Raw genomic sequence first — 19,883 nt, 5'->3', positions numbered from 1 at the left:
GTCAGACTAAAATTCAATAACACATTCTAACACAATGCCCTTAGCGGAGCAGGACATGCCAATCGCTGTCTACCACGAGCAAAAAAGTACTTATGCCAATCGGAGTTTTCCTGCTTTGAAGTCACTTCACTTAGCGCTTATCACTCTGCTGTTGCTGCTATTTATGCCGGTATCGCAAGCTTGCCAGCTCACCATGCAGGCACAACATTTTCCGCCACGCTTTATTAAAGCGGCTGATGGCAGCTGGACCGGCTACAATATTGAGCTTTTTCAAGCACTGGCAAAAGAATTGGGCTGCAGTAGTCAGTTTTTAGAAACCCCTTGGGGGCGCTCGATGCAGTTGCTTGCCAGTGGTGAACTAGACGCAATGAGCAATGTGTCTTATAACGAGCAACGGGCAGAATTTGCCTATTTTATTGGCCCACACCAGCAAGAACAGGTAAAGCTGGTCACTAACCTGGTTCCGGCACCGGATAAAACCTCGCTAACTGATTTAGTTAATGGCAAAGATTTGATTGCCGCTATGCAGGGCATTTACTACGGTGCGGCTTTTGAGCAAGCGTTGGAGACTGCGCCCGCTTTTCGCCAACGCTTAGTCTTTGTTACCCTTAATCAGCAAAAACTGGAGCTGTTTTTAAGCGGCCGGGTGCAATATATGTTGGAAGATCAGCTTAATCTGCAACAGCTCTATCTGCATAACACTCTCAATCCATCGCAACACAAGGCGCTGTTTACCTTATATGAAAATCCGGTTTACTTTGCTTTTAGTAAAAAAAGATGGTCAGACAGCCAACAGCAAACGCTAAGCAACGCCTGGCAAAAACTGGTTGCGGAGGGCAAGGTACAACAATTACAGCAGCAGTATTTTGCAGAGCAGATAACTGACAAGCAACCCTAAACCCGGTCGTTGTTGCGACGCAGCAATGAGGCTAGGTTTAGTTTTTAATGTAGGCTGGCAGAAACAACAAGGGCGTAATCTTTCGAGTTACGCCCTTTTCTGTTGTAGGAACCTTTGCCCTTTTTCGCTTTTACCACCCGGGGTTGAAACAGCTTACTGGTCACTAAGGCTTTTAATGCATTGTCGCGAATTTCTCCGCGGCCATGCTCGGTTGCCGCTTGCTTACTCATTATTGCTCTCCTGTCTAAAAACGCGCGCAGTCTAACTGCACGCTTTGGTTAACACAATAGTGATAAGTTCAATTTATATACAGCGCTCTGCAGTGCTAAAGGGATCTAGGGCTGAGCAGCGGTTAAAAACGCCTGATAGCTACTATTATCTGTTACCAGCCGGTATTCATAACCGAGATTATCCAGATAGCCGGCGATGGCACTGTGCTCTGCCACTTCAAAACCGGCCAGCACGTCGCCGGTAGCGGCACCATGGTTGCGGTAGTGAAACAGCGTAATATTCCAGTGTTCACCCAGCGTATTCAGAAAGTTCATCAACGCTCCCGGGTATTCCGGGAAGTTAAACTGATACACCTGCTCTTGTAGCTTACGCGGTGGCATGCCACCAACCATATGCCGCACATGCAGCTTAGCCAGCTCATCGTCCGACAGATCCAGATACTGATAACCGGCGTCGGTCAGCGCCTTTTTCACCGTATTCAGTTCAGTCTCACCATGGCGCAATTTAATGCCGACAAAGATCTGCGCTTTGTGCTCGCTGGCATAACGGTAGTTAAATTCGGTAATGGCACGGCCACCCAGAGTTTGGCAAAAACGGCGGAAACTGCCTTTTTCCTCCGGGATGGTTACGGCAAACACCGCTTCTTTTTTCTCGCCCAGCTCACAGCGCTCGGACACATAGCGCAGGGTATCGAAGTTAAGATTAGCGCCACTAAGCACAGCGGCATAATGCTGCGGCCGTGGTAAGGTGCTGTTTTTTAACAGCTGGCTGTATTTCTTCAGCCCGGCCAGTGCCAAAGCACCAGCCGGCTCGGCCACGGCCCGTAAATCATCAAAGATATCTTTGATCGCAGCACAGATTTCATCACTGCTTACCGTGACCACCTCATCGCAAAACCGTCTGGCCAGATTAAAGTTTTCGCTGCCAATCCGCTTTACTGCCACCCCATCGGCAAAAAGCCCCACCCGCGGCAAGGTCACCGGCTCACCGGCTGCCAGGGCGGCCTTTAAGCAGGCGGCATCTTCCGGCTCTACACCAATAACTTTGACATGGGGCTGAATGGCTTTGATATAGACCGCCATCCCCGCCATCAGACCACCACCACCCACCGGAATAAAGACGGCATCCAGACGGTTATGCTGGCTTAGCAGCTCCTTGGCCACGGTACCCTGACCAGCAATCACATCAGCATCGTCAAAGGGCGGAATATAGATGGCGCCTTCGGTGTGCGCTTTTTGCATCGCAAAGCTGTTGGCTTCATCAAAGGCGGTACCATGTAGCACCACCTTGCCACCTAAGGCCCGAACTGCGGCTACTTTAATTTCCGGCGTAGTGATCGGCATCACTATGGTTGCGTCCAGACCTAATTTCGCGGCGGACAGCGCCACACCCTGGGCATGGTTACCGGCCGACGCGCAAATCACTTTGGCATCAGGCTGCTGTTGCTGCACTTTATGCAGTTTATGAAAGGCGCCGCGCAGTTTAAAGGAGTATACCGGCTGCTTATCTTCCCGCTTTAACAGCACCTGCTGCCCAAGGCGGGCGCTTAACTTATGCATTTCATCCAGCGGCGTTTCTACCGCCGCCTGATACACCGGCGACAACAGAATTTCCCGCAGATAGTACTGCATCACCTCAGCATCGCTGCTGTCGGTTGCTGCCCGTGCCAGATTATCCATTACTGCTCCAGTTTTGACAGATCGCGTACCGCACCCTGGTCGGCACTGCTTGCTAGCAAGGCATAAGCCTTTAACGCGGCGCTGACCACGCGCTGACGGTTTTCCGGTTTCCAGGCTTTACTGCCCTTGGCTTGCATCGCAGCGCGGCGACTGGCTAATACTTCGTCACTGACAGCAATGGCAATTTTGCGGTTGGGAATATCAATCTCTATCCGATCACCCTCTTCGACCAGCGCGATAGCGCCGCCACTGGCGGCTTCCGGTGACACATGACCAATTGATAAGCCTGAGGTACCACCCGAGAAACGACCGTCAGTGATCAGCGCACAGGCCTTGCCCAGCCCCATTGATTTTAAATAACTGGTTGGATACAACATTTCCTGCATGCCTGGGCCACCTTTGGGCCCCTCGTAGCGGATAATGACGGCATCACCGGCCACGACCTTGCCGCCCAGAATGGCGGCAACAGCGTCATCCTGACTTTCAAATACCCGCGCCCGGCCATTAAAAACCAAACACTCTTCGTCAACACCTGCCGTTTTAACAATACAGCCATTCGGAGCCAAATTACCAAACAGTACGGCTAAGCCCCCATCCTGTGAATAAGCATGCGCCTTATCACGGATACAGCCTCCGGCCCGATCATCATCTAATGACGGGTAACGGCAATTTTGCGAAAACGCCTGAGTAGTGCGGATCCCGGCCGGACCGGCCAGGTAAAACTGTTTTACCTGCTGATCAGTAGTGGTTTTAATATCCCACTTCGCCAACACCTCAGCCAGTGAGCTACCGGCAACATGCGGCGTATTGGGGTTTAGCAAACCGGCACGGTTCAGCTCCGCCAGGATCGCAATCACGCCACCGGCACGATGCACATCTTCCATATGATATTTCTGCGTAGAGGGCGCCACCTTACTCAGGTGCGGCACAATACGCGATAAGCGATCGATATCGGCCATGGTAAAGTCCACTTCGGCTTCAATAGCGGCAGCCAGTAAATGCAACACCGTATTGGTTGAACCGCCCATCGCGATATCCAGCATCATGGCGTTTTCAAAGGCAACCTTATTGGCAATACTACGCGGTAAGGCGCTGGCATCATCGTCCTGATACCAACGCTTACACAGCTCCATAACCCGGAAACCGGCTTGCACAAATAATTCTTTGCGATCGGCATGGGTTGCCAGTAAAGATCCATTGCCCGGCTGCGCCAGGCCCAATGCTTCCACCAGACAGTTCATCGAGTTGGCGGTAAACATCCCCGAGCAGCTGCCGCAGGTTGGGCAGGCACTTTTTTCAATTTGCTCGCTTTGGGCATCGCTGACCTTGGGATCGGCCGCCGATACCATGGCATCAACCAGATCCAGCTTGATAATTTGATCCGAGAGTTTGGTTTTACCGGCTTCCATTGGCCCGCCGGAAACAAAGATCACCGGAATATTTAACCGCAGCGCGGCCATCAGCATACCCGGGGTGATCTTGTCACAGTTCGAGATACAGACCATGGCATCGGCACAGTGGGCATTCACCATATATTCTACCGAGTCAGCGATCAGCTCCCGCGACGGCAGGCTGTACAGCATACCGCCATGCCCCATGGCAATGCCATCATCAACCGCGATGGTATTAAATTCTTTAGCGATACCGCCGGCTTCAACAATGCTGGCGGCTACCAGCTTACCGAGATCGCGCAAATGCACATGGCCGGGTACAAATTCGACAAAGGAGTTAACCACCGCCACTATCGGCTTGCCGAAGTCGGTATCTTTTACACCGGTGGCCCGCCATAAGGCACGGGCGCCCGCCATATTACGGCCTTCGGTGACGGTAGCGGATCTGAGTTTTGGCATCTTGTTATCCTGTAAAAAACGTAAGTCAATTAAGCACGATTAGGCACGCAGCACAGCAACATCAGCCGAAGCCAATTCCAGTTGCTGTACGTCATATAACTTCACCAGCTGACTGGTCAGTAGCGTAATGGGTTTCTCACTTTGCACTGTCAGGGTAATTTGTAAACCGGCCCGGTCAGTTAGCGGGGTCATCGCCAAACCTGCCAGCTGATAACCACGATAACGGGTTACCTGCAGTAAACGCTCGACCACGCTGGCTTCATTGCGGGTAGTGATATTCAGGGTATGTTGCATCAGTTCGTCTCCGTCAGCATATCTTCGTTCGCGGCACCTGGCGGTACTAAAGGCCAGACGTTGTCTTTTTCATCGATCCGTACATGTAATAAATAGGGCCCCGGCCAGCTAAACATCGCTTCCAGCGCACTTGCCACTTCATCTTTGCGGGTAATGGTATGGCCAGGAATAGCGAAGGCCGCTGCCAACGCCACAAAATCCGGGTTATCCGATAAATCGGTTTCGCTATAGCGTTCATTAAAGAACAGTTGCTGCCACTGCTTCACCATGCCCAGCCGTTGGTTATCGATAATGACGATCTTCACAGGCAGCCGGAAGCGCTTGATAGTACCCAGCTCCTGCACGTTCATCATAAAGGAGCCATCGCCACTGACGGCGATAACCGTGTCCTGTGGCCGTGCCAGCTTGGCACCAATTGCCGCCGGTAAACCAAAGCCCATGGTGCCTAAGCCGCCGCTGGATAAATGATTGCGCGGGCTATTAAAACGCATATGCTGCGCCACCCACATCTGATGCTGGCCTACATCGCAGCACACCACGCTGTTATCCGGCATCCGTTCACTCAGTTGTTTCAGCATAAGAGGAGCAAAAATTCGTTCACCCGGATGATCATAGCGCCAGCCATATTGCTGCTTTAATTGCTGACAATGCGTCAGCCAGTCAGCGCATTGGGTGGCGGTACTGATCGCCGGCAGAATTTGCTTCATATCGCCCAGCAAGGCACAGTCGGCAAAGCGCACCTTATTAATTTCTGCCGGATCGATATCCACATGAATCACTTTGGCGTGCGGCGCAAACTTATCCAGTTTACCGGTTACCCGATCATCAAAACGCGCACCCAGACAGATCAGTAAATCACACTGTTGCACTGCCAAATTAGCAGCCTGGGTGCCATGCATCCCCAGCATGCCCAGATAGTGCGGGTTAGCGCGGGCCACCGAGCCCATGCCTTTTAACGTGGTGACTGATGGCATCTCACTTTCGGCCAGAAAAGCCTGTAACTGTGGCAGCGCATCCGCCATCTGCACACCGCCGCCGATGTAGGCAATCGGCTTCTTCGCCTGTGCGATCAACTGCCGCGCTTTGGCCGCGTTAGCCAGTGAGGTCGCTAAGCGGGCAGCAGGTAGCGTTGGCCACTCGGGTTCACTGACCTCAGCCAGTTGAATATCCTTCGGAATATCAACTAATACCGGGCCCGGGCGGCCACTTTGTGCCAGCCGGAAGGCTTCCTGTAACGTATGCGCCAGCTCATTGACATCGCGGACCATAAAGCTGTGCTTGGTTACGCCCAACGATAAGCCTAAAACATCGACCTCCTGAAAGGCATCGGTGCCCATCACCGCTTGTGATACCTGACCGGTAATGGCGACCAGCGGTACCGAGTCCAGCAGGGCATCAGCCAGCGAGGTAATCAGGTTAGTCGCACCGGGGCCAGATGTTGCTAAACAGACACCAACCTTGCCAGAGGCGCGGGCATAGCCAATAGCCGAGAAGGCGCCGCCCTGTTCATGCCGGCACAGATAGTGTTTAACGGTGCTGTGATAAATCGCATCATAAATTGGCATAATAGCGCCGCCCGGGTAACCAAAGATGGTGTCTACCCCCTGCTGCTGTAATACCTTTAATACCAATTCTGCGCCTTTCATTTGCTGTTGCCCTTTTTACTTGTTGCCCGAATCAATTTTCACCAGCCCTGAAACGACAAAACCCCCGGTCCTTGCGGAGCGGGGGTTTTGCTGGAAGTCGACTTAGTGTGCGCTATCGTTCCAATACACCGCCCCCGCGGAGATTAATAATCACCACGATTACGAGGACAATGATGTTCAGAACGGCTGCTAAACGCATCTAATACTCACTAACTCTTACGGTTAATTGTTGTTGCTTTATTTAAAAAGCAGATTGGTTATATTAATAGACGTCTATCTATCCGGAGTCAACCGCTTTTTGCTGAAAAAATGACTTTTCCTGAAAATAATTAAAATTTGTATCGCCGGCAGTGAGCCGCTAGAGTATCTGTACAGGTGTAAAACAGCAGGTCGCCACGGCCGTGGACCAACTTGAGTTATTTGAGCTACCGAACCCCTGCATTGGGGTATGTGAGAGCAATCAACGCGGTTATTGCAAGGGCTGCCTGCGCTCGCGCGAAGAGCGCTTTAACTGGCATCTGAAGTCGGCAACAGAGCGGGCGCGTATTTTAAAACTGCTGGCGCAGCGCCGGGCGCGCTTACAGCAGAAGGCTAATGCCGGGTCACAACCTGAGCCGCAACCTGGTTCACTGGATTTGTTCTAAAACACCATATAGTTTAAAAAATCGACACCAGCGAGAGCCATAAAGCGCGCAGGCAAGGCTAGTTCTTTGGGCGCTCTACGCTTTTTTCACCAGACTAATCAGATATAGCAACACCACAGCTCCCACTGTTGCGGTAATCAGCGAACCAATCAAACCAAAAGCTTTTAACCCCAGGGCACCAAATAGCATACCGCCGAGGAAGGAGCCGACGATCCCGACTACGATATTACCCAGCACACCAAAGCCACGGCCTTTCATAATATTGCCAGCTAACCAGCCAGCGACCGCACCGATAATCAGAAACAGAATAAAATTCATAAAATCCCTCTTTGTTTATTGTTTTTAGTCAGCAGCTTAACTGTATAAAACACAACACAGAAACTGCTATACGCAACAGCGTAAATTACTTTTAGACTAAAAGACTAATTTCTTCCACTGTTAAATGACGATACTCCCCCTCTGCCAAGTCTGCCGGCAGCTGCAAAGCACCGATCCGCTCGCGGTGTAGTCGTTCGACTTTATTACCGATAGCGGCAAACATTCGTTTTACCTGATGGTAGCGGCCTTCGTGAATGGTGAGCAGGGCTTCATGCGTTGCCACTAGCTCTAATTGTGCTGGCTTGGTCGGCTCTTTTTCGCCACGAAGCATCACGCCAGCAGCAAATTGGGCAATGGCGTCAGCTGGGATCGGGTCTGCAGTCCAGACCCGGTAGGTTTTGGCGACATGGTGTTTTGGTGAGCTTAAGCGATGTGACCACTGACCATCGTCAGTCAATAGCAGCAAACCTGTAGTATCCAAATCCAGCCGGCCAACGGTATGTAAACGTTCAACCAGCGGTTCATCCAGCAAGGTAAAAACAATCGGGTGTTCGGGGTCATCATTGGCGCAGACGTAGCCGGCAGGCTTATGCAGCATAATATAGCGCGGGCCGATCAGTTGCAGCAGCTCGCCGTCAAGCTCCACCTGATCCGTTACACTGACCTGACGGGCAGCTTGCTTAACCGGCTCGCCATTAATACTGACTAAGCCCTGACGGATACTTTTGCCGGCCTGCGAACGGGTCAGACCGGTGCAATCACAAATAAACTTATCTAAACGCATAATTCACCTTAGTTGATGAAGACAGTTTAGCTTTGTCTTAGCGCCGAGACCATAAAATTCGGATTAAGTAGCTGTTCACGCTGATAAACCCGGCCGTTAATGCCATCAAATTGTACGCTGGCGCCCGCTTCCAGCGCAATGATATGTCCGGCGGCAGTATCCCACTGCATGGTCGGGCCAAAGCGCGGATAGACATCGGCCGCCCCTTCAGCGACTAAACAAAATTTTAGCGAGCTACCTACTTCAACCAGTTGATACTGTGGCAGCTGGGCTAAATAACCGGCGAGATCCGGGCTGGGGTGGCTGCGACTGCCAACCACCCGAACCCGATCGGAAGTTTGACTAACCTGAATTGACTGGCTACCGGCTGCGGTTTTTAGCCAGGCGCCCTGACCTCTGGCCGCATAATAGGTTTTTGCCAGCACTGGCGCATGCACCACACCCAGTACCGGCTCACCTTGCTCGATCAGCGCAATATTGACGGTAAATTCACCATTGCGTTTGATAAATTCCTTAGTGCCATCCAACGGGTCGACCAGCCAGTAACGTTGCCAGTGCTGCCGGATATCCCAACTGATATTGGCGGCTTCTTCCGATAAAATGGGAAGGTCCGGTGTCAACTCCGTCAGGGCATTAACAATCAGCTGGTGCGCTGCCAGATCGGCTGCCGTCAGCGGTGTGGCATCGGCTTTATCGGTAATATTAAACTCTCGCGGATCCCGCTGATAAATTTCTAAGATCGCCTGACCGGCCTGTTCAGCAATCTCGATAATAGCGTTTAAAAATAGCATAGTAATTTCCAGTAGTAGCTATTTCGCAAACAAACTCTGTCTTCAGTACCATAAATTAGCAGTACACAGCTAGCTGTCAGATCCTAAAGTGATTTTTAAAACAGCAGCATCAGGTGTTGTGCGTCCGGCGGCTAAGCACTCCGTACAACTTTGCCAGAACACGCCGTAAACCCATCCATGGGGGCTCCCGTTTTTCATCCATGAAAAACACGGTTCTGGACAAAGTGTACTATGCGCTTGCCACCTCGTTTGGTATTAGTTAAACCGATAATTTAAATGGTTATTCAAAATAATCTTTAGCCTTGATGGAATTGCGCACTAAACAATAACCCCTTTACTGGCTAATAACGCCAGCAATTTATCGACACTTTGTTCCAGCGAGCTTTGCGCTGTATTCAGCACCAAGTCGGCGGCCAGTGGCGCCTCATAGGGATCGGAAATTCCGGTAAAGTGTGCAATTTCCCCGGCGCGTGCCTTTTTATATAAACCTTTTACATCGCGCTGCTCACACACTTCTAGCGGTGTGGCGATATAAATCTCCAGAAACTTTCCCGGCGGCAGCATACTTTTCACCAACTCGCGTTGCTCGCGCAGTGGCGAAATAAAGGCACTCAGTACCAGCAGGCCGGCATCGACCATCAGGCCAGCAACAGCACCGACCCGGCGTAAATTTTCGCGCCGATCCGCTTCGCTAAACCCCAGATCAGCGCACAGGCCATGCCGCACATTATCACCATCCAGCAAATAGGTGTGTACACCGCGCGCCAGCAATTCCTGCTCCAACGCATTGGCCACCGTCGATTTACCCGAGCCGCTCAGGCCGGTAAACCAGAGCACGGTACTCTGATGCCCCTTTAACCGGGCGCGCGCGGCCGCATCAATCTGGTATTGCTGCCACTGAATATGCGTCGCTTTGCTAAGTTCTGTCATACCGCTCACTACTCTCCTTGGCGTTACGGCAAGGCGCTAGGCAAGCCGGGTTAGCGGCTGCTGAAACACCGCGGCGCCAGGACGCTGCCCAAACCAGTGCAACTGCGATTGCAGCGCTACCACTTCACCGATCACCAATAACGCTGGCGAAACAACCTGTTGCTGCTCGACCAATTGCGCTAATTCAGACAAGGTGCCGGTGATCACCCGCTGTTCACGACGGGTTCCATTCTCAATAATCGCCAGTGGCGTTGCCGGATCGCGGCCGTAAGTCAGCAGCTGCTGTTGGATATCCGCTGCTTTTAGAATACCCATATAAATCGCCAGCGTCTGATGCGGCCGGCTCATACTGTGCCAGTCTGGCTCATCGCCGGCTTTACGGCAATGGCCGGTCACAAACTGCACACTTTGGGCATAATCACGATGGGTTAACGGAATACCGGCATAGGCGGCGCAACCGGCCGCGGCGGTAATACCCGGCACCACCTGAAACGGGATCTGCTCTGGCAACAGGGCTTCTATTTCCTCGCCGCCGCGGCCAAAAATAAAGGGGTCGCCACCTTTTAGGCGACAGACTTTTTTACCTTGTTTCGCCAATTGTACCAGCAGCGCATTGGTATCCTGCTGTGGCACTGAGTGCGCACCGGCTTTTTTGCCAACACAAATCCGTTCCGCATCGCGGCGTACCAGCTCCATAATCTGTGGCGACACCAGATAATCGTATACCACCACATCGGCTTGCTGCATCAGTTGTAAGGCTTTCAACGTTAATAACTCCGGATCGCCCGGGCCAGCCCCGACAATCCATACTTCGCCCTGACGTGGTTGTTCACTCTGCAGCATCTCTGCTAACTGTTGCTCCGCTTGCTGTGGCCGGTTCGCTGCCAGTTGCCGTACCACATCAGAGTCAAATACCCGCTCCCAGAACTGACGTCGCGCCGCAAAGCCCTGAAACTTCGCTTTGACCTGATCACGAAAACGCCCGACCAATTCAGCCAGTGGCCCCAGATGTTGCGGTAACAGCGTTTCTAACTTTTCCCTTAGCCGACGGGCTAGTACCGGGGCAGTACCAAAGCTGGAAATGGCAATTAAGATCGGGCTGCGATCAATAATCGATGGAAAAATAAAGCCACACTTTGGCTGATCATCAACGGTGTTAACCAGCATATTGCGCTCTGTAGCGGCTTGATAAACCGCCGCGTTAACCTCGTCATTATCGGTGGCGGCAATCACCAGCAACTTGCCATCCAATAGCTGTGGCACAAAGACACCTTGCAGTAACTCAGCCTGCCCTTGCTGCTGCCAGAACAGAAATTCCGGCGCAAAATCCGGTGCCACTACGGTTAAGCGGGCGCCGGCACTCAATAAGGTACCGGCTTTGCGCAGCGCCACACTGCCGCCGCCGACAATCAGCACCGGTTTATCGGTTAGTTTTACAAAAAGTGGCAGATACTGCACAGTCGCCTCGGGTTGCAGCCTTTATCATCAGGCTAACAGCTTACCCAGCAGCGCGGCAAAGCGGAAATAGCAATTTGCGCTCAGTTATAACCAAAGGCTATCAAAAACAAATGCTCTTATACTCAACTTTCTTAAAAATTACGCAGACATAAAAAAGGCGGCAACCAAAGGTACCCCCGAACGGGATGAGACAAAGCTGCAGAAAAATAAACACAATAACCACAAAAAGCATAAATATTGATCAAACCCTATTGATGAACTAGCATTGGTCATTAATAAGACACATTTAAACCGTCTGAACCAGTAAAAGAGCCGTAATGAACAATACCAATTTACGTCCATCCATAGCCTACGGAATATGGAGGTTCTTATACCCAGTATTTTTTCTTAGTTTATCTATCTCATCAGTAGCTGCGCAGACATCTTTGGTTGCATGTAATGACTGCTCTTCAGCTTATATGAAGGCTGCTGCAGAACAAGTGGCAATGAGAATGCCTACTGGAAATCACCAAATAAAAGTACTTAATATCAGTAATGCAGAGTATCATTTATATCAAGCGGAGGTAATTCGTCACTCTGCTGGACCTCGAAACACCGACGATAAAATACAGTTGAACCTGAATCGCGTAACGCTAGCCAATGAGGAACAAACTCAGCAACAGCTTTTAGCTTACCGTAGGACCATTGAAGATTTAAAAACTGTTCTAACCGGCAGTAAAATTTTACTACCAGATACATTCCCTTATCGTAGTGCTGCAGAAGCATTGCAGTATCCTGATGCTTTCTCTAGCAGCTTTAGTCATTTTTTGAACAACCAACATGCTGGGTTACAGCGCGCAATTTTTGATACGAGAGCGATTGCGGAAACACTGGCAGCCAACTTGCAGCTAGGCGTCAATTCTATATTTTCTGTCACTACCTCTTTAAGCACTGGAACAAGCTCTACAGTTGTGTTTTCGGATGGTAGCCAGCTCAAATTTAACTTCAATTTTACCAATGATCTGACCGATGGACTGCTGCTAAATGTTACATTAGCGAACGTACCAGTCGCGACAGATGCAAATGGCAAGCGAATTCCACATAACCCTGTAGAAGCTCGCAATTACGTTGTTGATAAAAATGCAATTGATTTGCATGCTTTAGCTGACTATTTGGCTAAAATTGGAATTAAGATTATTGATGATAAAGGAGGCAACATTTGCTTACCTGACTCGTTTTCTTGTAGCAATGATGGCAAACAATGCACTGTGAACTACCGATGCTGAATAGCACTCTCTAGAGTGCAAAATTAGTTAATTCCAGCGATATTACCTGGTTCAAATCAGTTCTACTTTTTGAATGTATTAGCACCAATATTGGTTACATTACACGATAGGCATCATAAAAAAGGCGGCACCAAAGGTGCCGCCAAAAGGGATGAGAGAGTATCCCAGGCTATGTAAAACGGTTGCTTAGTGACGGATCAGGTAGTCGAATGCGCCCAAAGACGCATTAGCACCGGCACCCATGGCAATGATAATTTGCTTATAGGGCGCTGTAGTAGCATCACCGGCGGCAAAGACGCCAGGGATCGAGGTTTGACCACGCTTATCCACGATAATCTCGCCACGCGGCGATAATTCCACTGCTCCACGTAACCACTCAGTATTAGGTACCAGACCGATCTGCACAAAAATACCTGCCAGTTCAATCCGTTTCGCTTCTCCGGTTTTCCGATCGGTATAGTTAATACCGTCCACCCGGGTGCCGTCACCTGTCACTTCAGTGGTCTGGGCTTCGGTAATAATGGTGATATTGCCCATGGAGTTGGCTTTTTTCACCAGTACCGCATCGGCCCGCAGCTCAGCGGCGAATTCCAGTACTGTCACGTGCTCAACGATACCTGCCAGGTCAATGGCCGCCTCAATACCGGAGTTACCACCACCGATCACAGCGACTTTCTTGCCCTTAAACAGCGGGCCGTCACAGTGCGGACAATAAGCGACACCTTTACCACGGTATTCCTGTTCACCCGGCACATTCATTTCGCGCCAGCGGGCGCCCGGGCTTAAAATCAGGGTTTTACTTTTCAGTACCGCACCATTGGCCAGCTCCAGTTCAACCTTATCGGTTTTGCGCAGTTTCACCGCACGCTGGTTATTCATGATATCCACGTCGTATTCACGCACATGGGCTTCTAAACCGGCTACCAGCTTTGGACCCTCGGTGTACTTCACCGAAATAAAGTTTTCAATGCCGACGGTATCTGCGACCTGGCCACCAAAGCGCTCGGCCACGATCCCGGTATTTAAGCCTTTACGGGCAGCATAAATTGACGCTGCTGCGCCAGCAGGGCCACCGCCGACCACTAACACATCAAATTCCGCTTTGTTTTTCAGTGCTTCGGCCTGACGTTTTTCGGCGTTAACGTCAATTTTCTGGATAATTTTCTCCAGCGTAATGGCCCCCTGAGAGAACAACTCACCATTCAGGTATACCGAGGGCACCGCCATAATATTTTTGGCTGCAACTTCATCCTGGAACATGGCACCGTCAATCATCACGTTAGTGATGTTCGGGTTAATCGCCGACATAATATTCAGCGCCTGCACCACTTCCGGACAGGTCTGGCAGCTTAAGGACACATAGGTCTCAAACTTAAAGTTGCCGCTGATATTTTTAATTTGCTCAATCAGATCGGCTTCGATCTTGATCGGGTGACCACCGGAATGCAGTAACGCCAAAACTAAAGAGGTAAATTCATGGCCAAGCGGAACACCGGCAAAGGTAATTTGCGTATTTTTCGCCACAGAGCGCACTAACATCGCCGGTTTGCGCTGTGCCAGACTATCGTCACGACGATAGGTGACTAAATTCGATAATTCGGCAATCTCAGTTGCCAGTTCACTTACCTCGGCTGCTTTGGCGCTATCATCTAAAGATACCACCAGCTCAACCTCGGTTTTCAGGTTTTGCAGATAGGTTTGTAATTGTTGCTTCAGGTTAGTATCTAACATAGAGAATAAGTCCTTAAAAACTGAAAGTCGCGGCGCAGCAAGGCAAGGGAGGATCGGGCCAGTGTTTCCACCGGCCAGACACCAAAGTTTCCTTTGGCAGTGTGAAGCTGGATTACAGCTTCACCGAGGGGCTGTAATCAGCTTACAACACTGCAGTTGCCTGCAAGTTGCATCAAACTTAGATCTTACCAACCAGATCCAGAGAAGGCGCTAACGTCTTCTCACCTGGAGTCCACTTAGCTGGGCACACTTCACCATCGTGATTAGCAACGTACTGAGCAGCTTGTACTTTACGGAACAGCTCAGCAGCTGAACGGCCAATACCCAGGTCATGGATTTCACATACCTTGATCACACCCTCTGGGTTGATGACGAAGGTACCACGCAGTGCCAGACCTTCTTCTTCGATCATCACGCCGAAGTTGCGGGTGATAGTACCAGTTGGGTCAGCCAGCATTGGGTAGTTGATTTTCTTGATCGTTTCTGACGCATCGTGCCAGGCTTTGTGCGTGAAGTGGGTGTCAGTTGATACTGAGTACACTTCAACACCGATTTCCTGGAACTTAGCATAGAAGTCAGCCAAGTCGCCTAATTCTGTTGGACAAACGAAAGTGAAGTCAGCCGGGTAGAAGCAAACAACAGTCCACTTACCTAATAAATCCTGGTCAGTTACTGGTACAAATTTACCCTGATGGTAAGCAGTCGCTTTAAACGGCTTGATTTTGGTATTGATTAATGAAGACATGTGTTGCTCCTTACAGTTAATAAAACAGTTAATGTTTCAACGCTGGCTAGTGTAGCCAAGCATGATTAGCATTTAAAACGAATAAAACAAATCATGCTAATCGCTTTAATTGATAACGCTCAGCTTTGATTGATACGTCGTAGCGTCAAAACAGACCACCGGCGCGTCGCAAAGTTCGCCTTAGTCAGCCAGCACAAAGGTTTGGGCTAGCGCTGACAATTTCAATGTCCAGACAGTGCAGAAAATCTTAACTTAGCGCCAGCACATGACAAAACCGTGACACCAATGCCATGCTACGTTTTACGGATGAGCGGGGATCAGGGATGGCTTGGGTTGTAAAAAGTGCTGCATCAGTTGCTGATATTCACTACTGGCTTTTAGCTGATCCAGCGCTTGCTGTAACCGCTGCACTTGCTCCAACGGCAGTTGTGGGTGTAATGCCAGATAATTATGCCCAACGGCCGATAAATCGATTACCGCTTCCACTGCACTGAGTTGCTGCTGATGCTGGCCCAACCATACCGGCAGAATCAGTTCCGAGGCAATCAGCAAGTCGACCTTACCATGCAAAAACGGCAGTACCGCATCGGATTTACTATTAAACCGCAATAAATTGACATCGACTTCAAAGCCCATACTTTGCAGGTACAGCTCATAAACATCGCCACGGGCAACAGCAACGATATACTGCTTTGCCTGCTCCAGGGTACGGGGCGGTGCATCAGGGCGGGATTTTAACCAGTACATATTGGCACTGGCATGGGCCAGCGGCCCAACCCATTGAAAAGCGTCTTCCCGCAATGGATTGCGTGAGGTGGAGTACAAACCGGCTTTGGGATCATTTTGCGCCGCTTCGTAAGCACGTAGCCAGGGCAATAAGCGGAACTCACACTGGATCTTGGCAATCTGACAACTACGCCGCACCAGCTCAGTGTTAAGGCCAGTAATTTGCTGATTCTGCTCAAAACTATAAGGAGGAAAATGCTCGGTGTACATGATCAGGCTTTCCGCCCTCAGTACAAGACTCGCGCTTAGCAGCAAAGCCCCCAACAACCATTTCATAGCGATTACGTGTATGACAGTAGATAAGGCTTACTATGGCTGATCTTCTGCAGAAACGATAGCCTTAGCGGTCAATTTATGTACTTATTTGAGTAATAACACGTTTTGCCAATGATCAGCAAAATATAATCTCTATGGCAGATAGGTAGACTCCTGAATCAGAACCCGATATTACTAGCAGACGTTTTTAACAGAAGGCCCTGTTTACCGGGGCCTTTACTATGACAAACGTTAAACTTTGTATTTTCGTAATAAAGCGAGTAATAAAATTGGTAGGGCGAAGAACACACCCGTTGAACCACCAGATTTACCGCTATCAGGCTGGCTTGGCGTCGTAGGCGGCACCACAGCCACATCGCTGATGTTAATTGTTGCACTGGACGCAGAGCCGATAGATACGCCAGCGGTAGAACTGCTCAGGTTAAGCTGGAACGAACGTATACCCTGAGTACCCTCGCGGTTAATTAAGCTCACTACAATCGTTGCTGTTGTCTGATTAGCAGCAAAGTTAACCGTTTGGTTTACTGTCTGATAATCAACCCCCGCTGTTGCCGTACCATTCACCGAGCTAACATTTACGCTTACCGCTTGGGTTAAATCGTTGCTTCTGCGGATTTCAACCGTAGCGGTGTTACCCTCGGTAGCATTGATTTGTGTTTGTGCGAATACCACATCTGTCACATCAGCAATGGTCACTGTCGCTTCGGCCTGACCAAGTGCTGCACCATTAACCTGGCTGATTTTCAGCTTTAAAGAACGCGCCCCCTGGGCGGTATCGCGTTTAATAGTCTCCAGCATTGCAGTGCCCGAATCCTGGCCATCTTTAATGGTCACAGTTGCACTGACAGGCTTAAAATCAACCCCTTCAACAGCGGTGCCTGCTTCAGCCGTAACAGTGAAAGTGGCATCACCATCAGTGCCATTGGTGCGTTTAAATACCACCTCTAAAATATCACCCTCAAAGGTCGATAGGGTAGAGCGCTCAAAGCCCACTTCACCATTTAACGCTTTATTGTCGCTGGCAATGGTTACGCTCACAGTTGTATCGGTGAACGAAGCGCCAATAGCCTGGCGCACAATAATATCAAAGCGCGTATCTGGGTGACGCTCTGAGCGTGGTAAAATATCGAACTCAATGGTTTTTTCACTTTCACCTGCAGCAAAAGCCACTTCTTTTAAACCAAATTTAAAATCGCGCAGCTCCCAGGCTGTATCATCTTTTGCCAGCAAGTTTACATGGCTAGGTGCAGATAAATCACCAGTACGGCGCAGCACAACCTGGCCTTTTTCTTCGCTACGGTTTAATACCAGCTCGTTAATGACAAAGCTGACGCTGGCGCTTGGTGCCGCTTTGGTCGAAGCAAATGGGATGGTCGTTGCATTGTCGCGTACATAAGCAATATTGTTAGCTGCACTATATACGCCACATGGATCGCCACTTACTGAGATTTCAGGATCTGAGAAGAAGTAGTGATTTGGATCTTCCCATGAGCCTACATTTGACCAGTCAATTGTCGCTTTTTTATTCCGAAACTCTTCGTTACGGCTTGGGTAACTGAAAAGGGTTGGTCCACAAGCGTAAGCTCGGTTGGCTTCTGTGGTAATTGGCTCGTTATCACTAACTTCATGCATCGCGCCAAACGCGTGGCCGACTTCGTGAACAAAAACTCCATTTAGTGTATGGCCATACCGAACTTGACGCATTCCCTCTTCAGCTTCACTAACGGGGATTAAACCTGATTGTTTTAAAAGCTCAAAATATTTGGCTTCCCGCATATATATATCGTAAACAGAGAAGCCGAAACGATGGATGCCATGGCCGCCTGCAGTATCTGTGACGCGATATGGGGCTCCTCCTACAACATACTCAATGTCCTCGTATTTTTGCTCGCGAACATAATACAGAAGGTCTACCTTACCACGGGCTATATCTTTAACACGGTCAAAGCCATTAGCAATACAGTTAGCAGTGAGGTTATAGAAGTCTAAGATTTCATCGGAGCTAAATACACACGCAACAGCATCTGCTAAATCTTTGCCATCAACAGCAGTGGCATTATCTACCACAGCAAAATATGCTGGGACAAGTCGAGTGCTTACTTTTTGGAACTCAAAAACTTCATTAAGCTTGTCGAATTGTTTTTGAATACGCTCTACAGCAAGCTGTGCGCCACTCTCAAAATACTTTCCATTTCCGTCCTTGGTGTATTGCTCGCTAAATTTATCAAGCCAGTTTTTGTTCATTACGACGACAACATTGGTAACATTAACACCGCTACCAAAAACAGCGCCACCTGATGAACCATTGCTACGTACCTGGCTAAATGCCGCAGCATTTTGCTTGTTTAATGCGACCTGCTTGGCCTGCTCTGCAAACAGCAAGTCAGATAAAGGGGAGTGAACGGCACCATCACATTGAGTATGATCATGGCCAGGCAGCCAGCTATTTGCTGACGCGGCTGACGTGATTAACATTGTAATTGTTGCTGCAAGTAATTGTTTTTTCATTAACATAACCTTTAAATCCGAAAGCTGGCGTTATGTTAGGGTATCAATTCAGCTTGAACAACAACCTGAAAGCAGCGATATTGGTTTTTACGCATGCAACTTTCTAAAAAAGCAGTGAACCTAGCAGCTACGGCTTAAAAGATAAGGCGGATACCCATGAGAACGCATTAGACGAGTTAAAATTCTGATGCTAGCTTAACAGATACCTTACTTAAAGACTAACCCATTTGGGCTATACTACCAGCGATAGAATCGAGGTGTTTACTATGTCCGTTTACTTACTAATGGCCGACAAAATTTTGGGTACCAATGCCAGCGGTTTGAATAACCGAGGCTATGTGCAAATTACAGAGCAGGACCTTAATCGCGCTAACGCGGCAATCCATAATGAAGCTAACCTCTTAAATGAAGTTGAAAGGCTGCGCAACGAACTAAATGTTGCACTTAATAAATACCAACACAGCGATGGTAAAGTGCAAACTTTGTCAGAGATGGCCGAACAATTAATTCTTGAAGAACGAGATGCAAGTGTAAAGGCTTCTGTTTACAGAGATATTTACATCAATGATGTTGGCTCTGAAAGTAACTTCATTTCAGAATCAAAAAGAGCTGATGCATTTGTCAAGTCTCAATTTTATAAGCTTGTCAAGAAAATGGGGTTTAATGAAGACCTAAACGTGGAAGAGCTTAGCAGACAGATGAGCTTGAATCAGCGTTATTCGTTCAACATCTACATCACTGCAGCTGCAGACTATATGATGCTACAGAAATATCTTTCTACGGTATGCTGCGCACTCAGTGATTTTATCAAAACTGCGCAGAACGATCCTAACTCAGTGCTGTATGGCAATAACGAAGCAATAGATAGACTAACAGCAGTTAAACACGCACTCGTTCAAGATGTATTAAATTACAGCCGTGTTGATTGCAGTTTATACAAAGATTTCCACAAAACCCGTGTCAATGAAATTGCCGAGAGTGTGAAACTCATCCCTGGAACGTCAAAGTTCATAGAGTCTAGCATTCCACCCGTTTCGTTAGCTGCGGCT

The 19,883-nt window shown here is 49.3% G+C and carries 18 protein-coding genes; 4 read left to right on the top strand and 14 right to left on the bottom strand.

Going from position 1 to position 19,883, the window contains the following annotated elements; genetic code table 11:
• Window positions 1-55: 55 nt before the first annotated feature.
• Window positions 56-898, top strand: coding sequence for a substrate-binding periplasmic protein (locus tag AJE_RS08500; RefSeq protein WP_008950508.1), 843 nt, complete (start codon window positions 56-58; stop codon window positions 896-898).
• 44 nt (window positions 899-942) lie between these two features.
• Here the strand turns inward: AJE_RS08500 and AJE_RS08495 are convergent, their stop codons facing one another.
• The 5 genes from AJE_RS08495 to ilvG all read right to left on the bottom strand — a co-directional run bounded on the left by AJE_RS08495 (window position 943) and on the right by ilvG (window position 6,598).
• Window positions 943-1,128 (bottom strand): ribosome alternative rescue factor ArfA, encoded by a 186-nt coding sequence (locus tag AJE_RS08495; protein WP_008950507.1) that lies wholly within the window; start codon window positions 1,126-1,128, stop codon window positions 943-945.
• A gap of 105 nt (window positions 1,129-1,233) precedes the next feature.
• Window positions 1,234-2,808, bottom strand: coding sequence for a threonine ammonia-lyase, biosynthetic (ilvA, locus tag AJE_RS08490; RefSeq protein ID WP_008950506.1), 1,575 nt, complete (start codon window positions 2,806-2,808; stop codon window positions 1,234-1,236).
• Window positions 2,808-4,658 carry a dihydroxy-acid dehydratase gene (ilvD, locus tag AJE_RS08485; RefSeq protein ID WP_008950505.1) on the bottom strand — a complete coding sequence of 617 codons (1,851 nt, stop codon included), beginning with the start codon at window positions 4,656-4,658 and terminating at the stop codon, window positions 2,808-2,810. The genes ilvA and ilvD overlap by 1 nt, the downstream gene beginning before the upstream one ends.
• A 39-nt stretch (window positions 4,659-4,697) precedes the next feature.
• Entirely contained in the window at window positions 4,698-4,952 is a 255-nt protein-coding gene (gene ilvM / locus AJE_RS08480) for an acetolactate synthase 2 small subunit (RefSeq protein WP_008606405.1), read from the bottom strand.
• Entirely contained in the window at window positions 4,952-6,598 is a 1,647-nt protein-coding gene (gene ilvG, locus AJE_RS08475) for an acetolactate synthase 2 catalytic subunit (RefSeq protein ID WP_008950504.1), read from the bottom strand. Before ilvG ends, ilvM begins: the two co-directional genes overlap by 1 nt.
• Window positions 6,599-6,999: 401 nt before the next feature.
• Here ilvG and AJE_RS08470 point away from each other — a divergent pair, with 401 nt between their 5' ends.
• On the top strand, window positions 7,000-7,242 hold the full coding sequence (locus AJE_RS08470) for a DUF1289 domain-containing protein (RefSeq protein WP_008950503.1): 243 nt from the start codon (window positions 7,000-7,002) through the stop codon (window positions 7,240-7,242).
• A 75-nt stretch (window positions 7,243-7,317) separates the two neighbouring features.
• Here AJE_RS08470 and AJE_RS08465 read toward each other — a convergent pair whose 3' ends face one another.
• The 5 genes from AJE_RS08465 to cysG all read right to left on the bottom strand — a co-directional run bounded on the left by AJE_RS08465 (window position 7,318) and on the right by cysG (window position 11,523).
• Window positions 7,318-7,560, bottom strand: a complete 243-nt coding sequence (locus tag AJE_RS08465; protein ID WP_008606402.1) for a GlsB/YeaQ/YmgE family stress response membrane protein — start codon at window positions 7,558-7,560, stop codon at window positions 7,318-7,320.
• A 91-nt stretch (window positions 7,561-7,651) separates the two neighbouring features.
• The gene (rsuA, locus tag AJE_RS08460; RefSeq protein ID WP_008950502.1) at window positions 7,652-8,344 is read right to left on the bottom strand and encodes a 16S rRNA pseudouridine(516) synthase RsuA; all 693 of its coding nucleotides are present in this window, start codon (window positions 8,342-8,344) and stop codon (window positions 7,652-7,654) included.
• Window positions 8,345-8,370: 26 nt separating this feature from the next.
• Window positions 8,371-9,135 (bottom strand): 3'(2'),5'-bisphosphate nucleotidase CysQ, encoded by a 765-nt coding sequence (gene cysQ / locus AJE_RS08455; RefSeq protein ID WP_008950501.1) that lies wholly within the window; start codon window positions 9,133-9,135, stop codon window positions 8,371-8,373.
• Between the two features lie 318 nt (window positions 9,136-9,453).
• Window positions 9,454-10,065 carry an adenylyl-sulfate kinase gene (gene cysC / locus AJE_RS08450; RefSeq protein WP_008950500.1) on the bottom strand — a complete coding sequence of 204 codons (612 nt, stop codon included), beginning with the start codon at window positions 10,063-10,065 and terminating at the stop codon, window positions 9,454-9,456.
• Window positions 10,066-10,101: 36 nt separating this feature from the next.
• Window positions 10,102-11,523 (bottom strand): siroheme synthase CysG, encoded by a 1,422-nt coding sequence (gene cysG, locus AJE_RS08445; protein WP_008950499.1) that lies wholly within the window; start codon window positions 11,521-11,523, stop codon window positions 10,102-10,104.
• Between the two features lie 317 nt (window positions 11,524-11,840).
• Here cysG and AJE_RS08440 point away from each other — a divergent pair, with 317 nt between their 5' ends.
• The gene (locus tag AJE_RS08440; RefSeq protein ID WP_039928369.1) at window positions 11,841-12,788 is read left to right on the top strand and encodes a hypothetical protein; all 948 of its coding nucleotides are present in this window, start codon (window positions 11,841-11,843) and stop codon (window positions 12,786-12,788) included.
• Between the two features lie 186 nt (window positions 12,789-12,974).
• Here the strand turns inward: AJE_RS08440 and ahpF are convergent, their stop codons facing one another.
• From ahpF to AJE_RS08420, 4 genes are all read right to left on the bottom strand, one after another.
• Complete coding sequence (gene ahpF / locus AJE_RS08435) at window positions 12,975-14,519, bottom strand: alkyl hydroperoxide reductase subunit F (RefSeq protein WP_008950497.1); 1,545 nt, start codon at window positions 14,517-14,519, stop codon at window positions 12,975-12,977.
• Window positions 14,520-14,697: 178 nt separating this feature from the next.
• Window positions 14,698-15,264 carry an alkyl hydroperoxide reductase subunit C gene (gene ahpC / locus AJE_RS08430; RefSeq protein WP_008950496.1) on the bottom strand — a complete coding sequence of 189 codons (567 nt, stop codon included), beginning with the start codon at window positions 15,262-15,264 and terminating at the stop codon, window positions 14,698-14,700.
• Between the two features lie 300 nt (window positions 15,265-15,564).
• The gene (locus tag AJE_RS08425) at window positions 15,565-16,260 is read right to left on the bottom strand and encodes a substrate-binding periplasmic protein (RefSeq protein WP_008950495.1); all 696 of its coding nucleotides are present in this window, start codon (window positions 16,258-16,260) and stop codon (window positions 15,565-15,567) included.
• Between the two features lie 297 nt (window positions 16,261-16,557).
• Window positions 16,558-18,834: a Calx-beta domain-containing protein gene (locus AJE_RS08420; RefSeq protein ID WP_008950494.1), complete on the bottom strand. Its 2,277-nt coding sequence runs from the start codon at window positions 18,832-18,834 to the stop codon at window positions 16,558-16,560.
• Window positions 18,835-19,100: 266 nt separating this feature from the next.
• Between AJE_RS08420 and AJE_RS08415 the strand changes: the two genes are divergently transcribed.
• On the top strand, window positions 19,101-19,883 hold a 783-nt coding region (locus AJE_RS08415; RefSeq protein WP_008950493.1), incomplete at its 3' end, for a hypothetical protein.

This window comes from Alishewanella jeotgali KCTC 22429, from assembly GCF_000245735.1.
In the GTDB taxonomy this organism is placed as follows: domain Bacteria; phylum Pseudomonadota; class Gammaproteobacteria; order Enterobacterales; family Alteromonadaceae; genus Alishewanella; species Alishewanella jeotgali.
This window is presented reverse-complemented; position numbering and strand designations above follow the sequence as displayed.

Coding starts and splice junctions, on each gene's coding strand:
- ilvD (WP_008950505.1), bottom strand. CDS start 4,658: ATGCCAAAACTCAGATCCGCTACCGTCACCGAAGGCCGTAATATGGCG.
- ilvG (WP_008950504.1), bottom strand. CDS start 6,598: ATGAAAGGCGCAGAATTGGTATTAAAGGTATTACAGCAGCAGGGGGTA.
- AJE_RS08425 (WP_008950495.1), bottom strand. CDS start 16,260: ATGTACACCGAGCATTTTCCTCCTTATAGTTTTGAGCAGAATCAGCAA.
- AJE_RS08440 (WP_039928369.1), top strand. CDS start 11,841: ATGAACAATACCAATTTACGTCCATCCATAGCCTACGGAATATGGAGG.
- AJE_RS08420 (WP_008950494.1), bottom strand. CDS start 18,834: ATGAAAAAACAATTACTTGCAGCAACAATTACAATGTTAATCACGTCA.
- ilvM (WP_008606405.1), bottom strand. CDS start 4,952: ATGCAACATACCCTGAATATCACTACCCGCAATGAAGCCAGCGTGGTC.
- AJE_RS08465 (WP_008606402.1), bottom strand. CDS start 7,560: ATGAATTTTATTCTGTTTCTGATTATCGGTGCGGTCGCTGGCTGGTTA.
- cysC (WP_008950500.1), bottom strand. CDS start 10,065: ATGACAGAACTTAGCAAAGCGACGCATATTCAGTGGCAGCAATACCAG.
- cysQ (WP_008950501.1), bottom strand. CDS start 9,135: ATGCTATTTTTAAACGCTATTATCGAGATTGCTGAACAGGCCGGTCAG.
- ahpC (WP_008950496.1), bottom strand. CDS start 15,264: ATGTCTTCATTAATCAATACCAAAATCAAGCCGTTTAAAGCGACTGCT.
- AJE_RS08495 (WP_008950507.1), bottom strand. CDS start 1,128: ATGAGTAAGCAAGCGGCAACCGAGCATGGCCGCGGAGAAATTCGCGAC.
- ilvA (WP_008950506.1), bottom strand. CDS start 2,808: ATGGATAATCTGGCACGGGCAGCAACCGACAGCAGCGATGCTGAGGTG.
- rsuA (WP_008950502.1), bottom strand. CDS start 8,344: ATGCGTTTAGATAAGTTTATTTGTGATTGCACCGGTCTGACCCGTTCG.
- AJE_RS08500 (WP_008950508.1), top strand. CDS start 56: ATGCCAATCGCTGTCTACCACGAGCAAAAAAGTACTTATGCCAATCGG.
- ahpF (WP_008950497.1), bottom strand. CDS start 14,519: ATGTTAGATACTAACCTGAAGCAACAATTACAAACCTATCTGCAAAAC.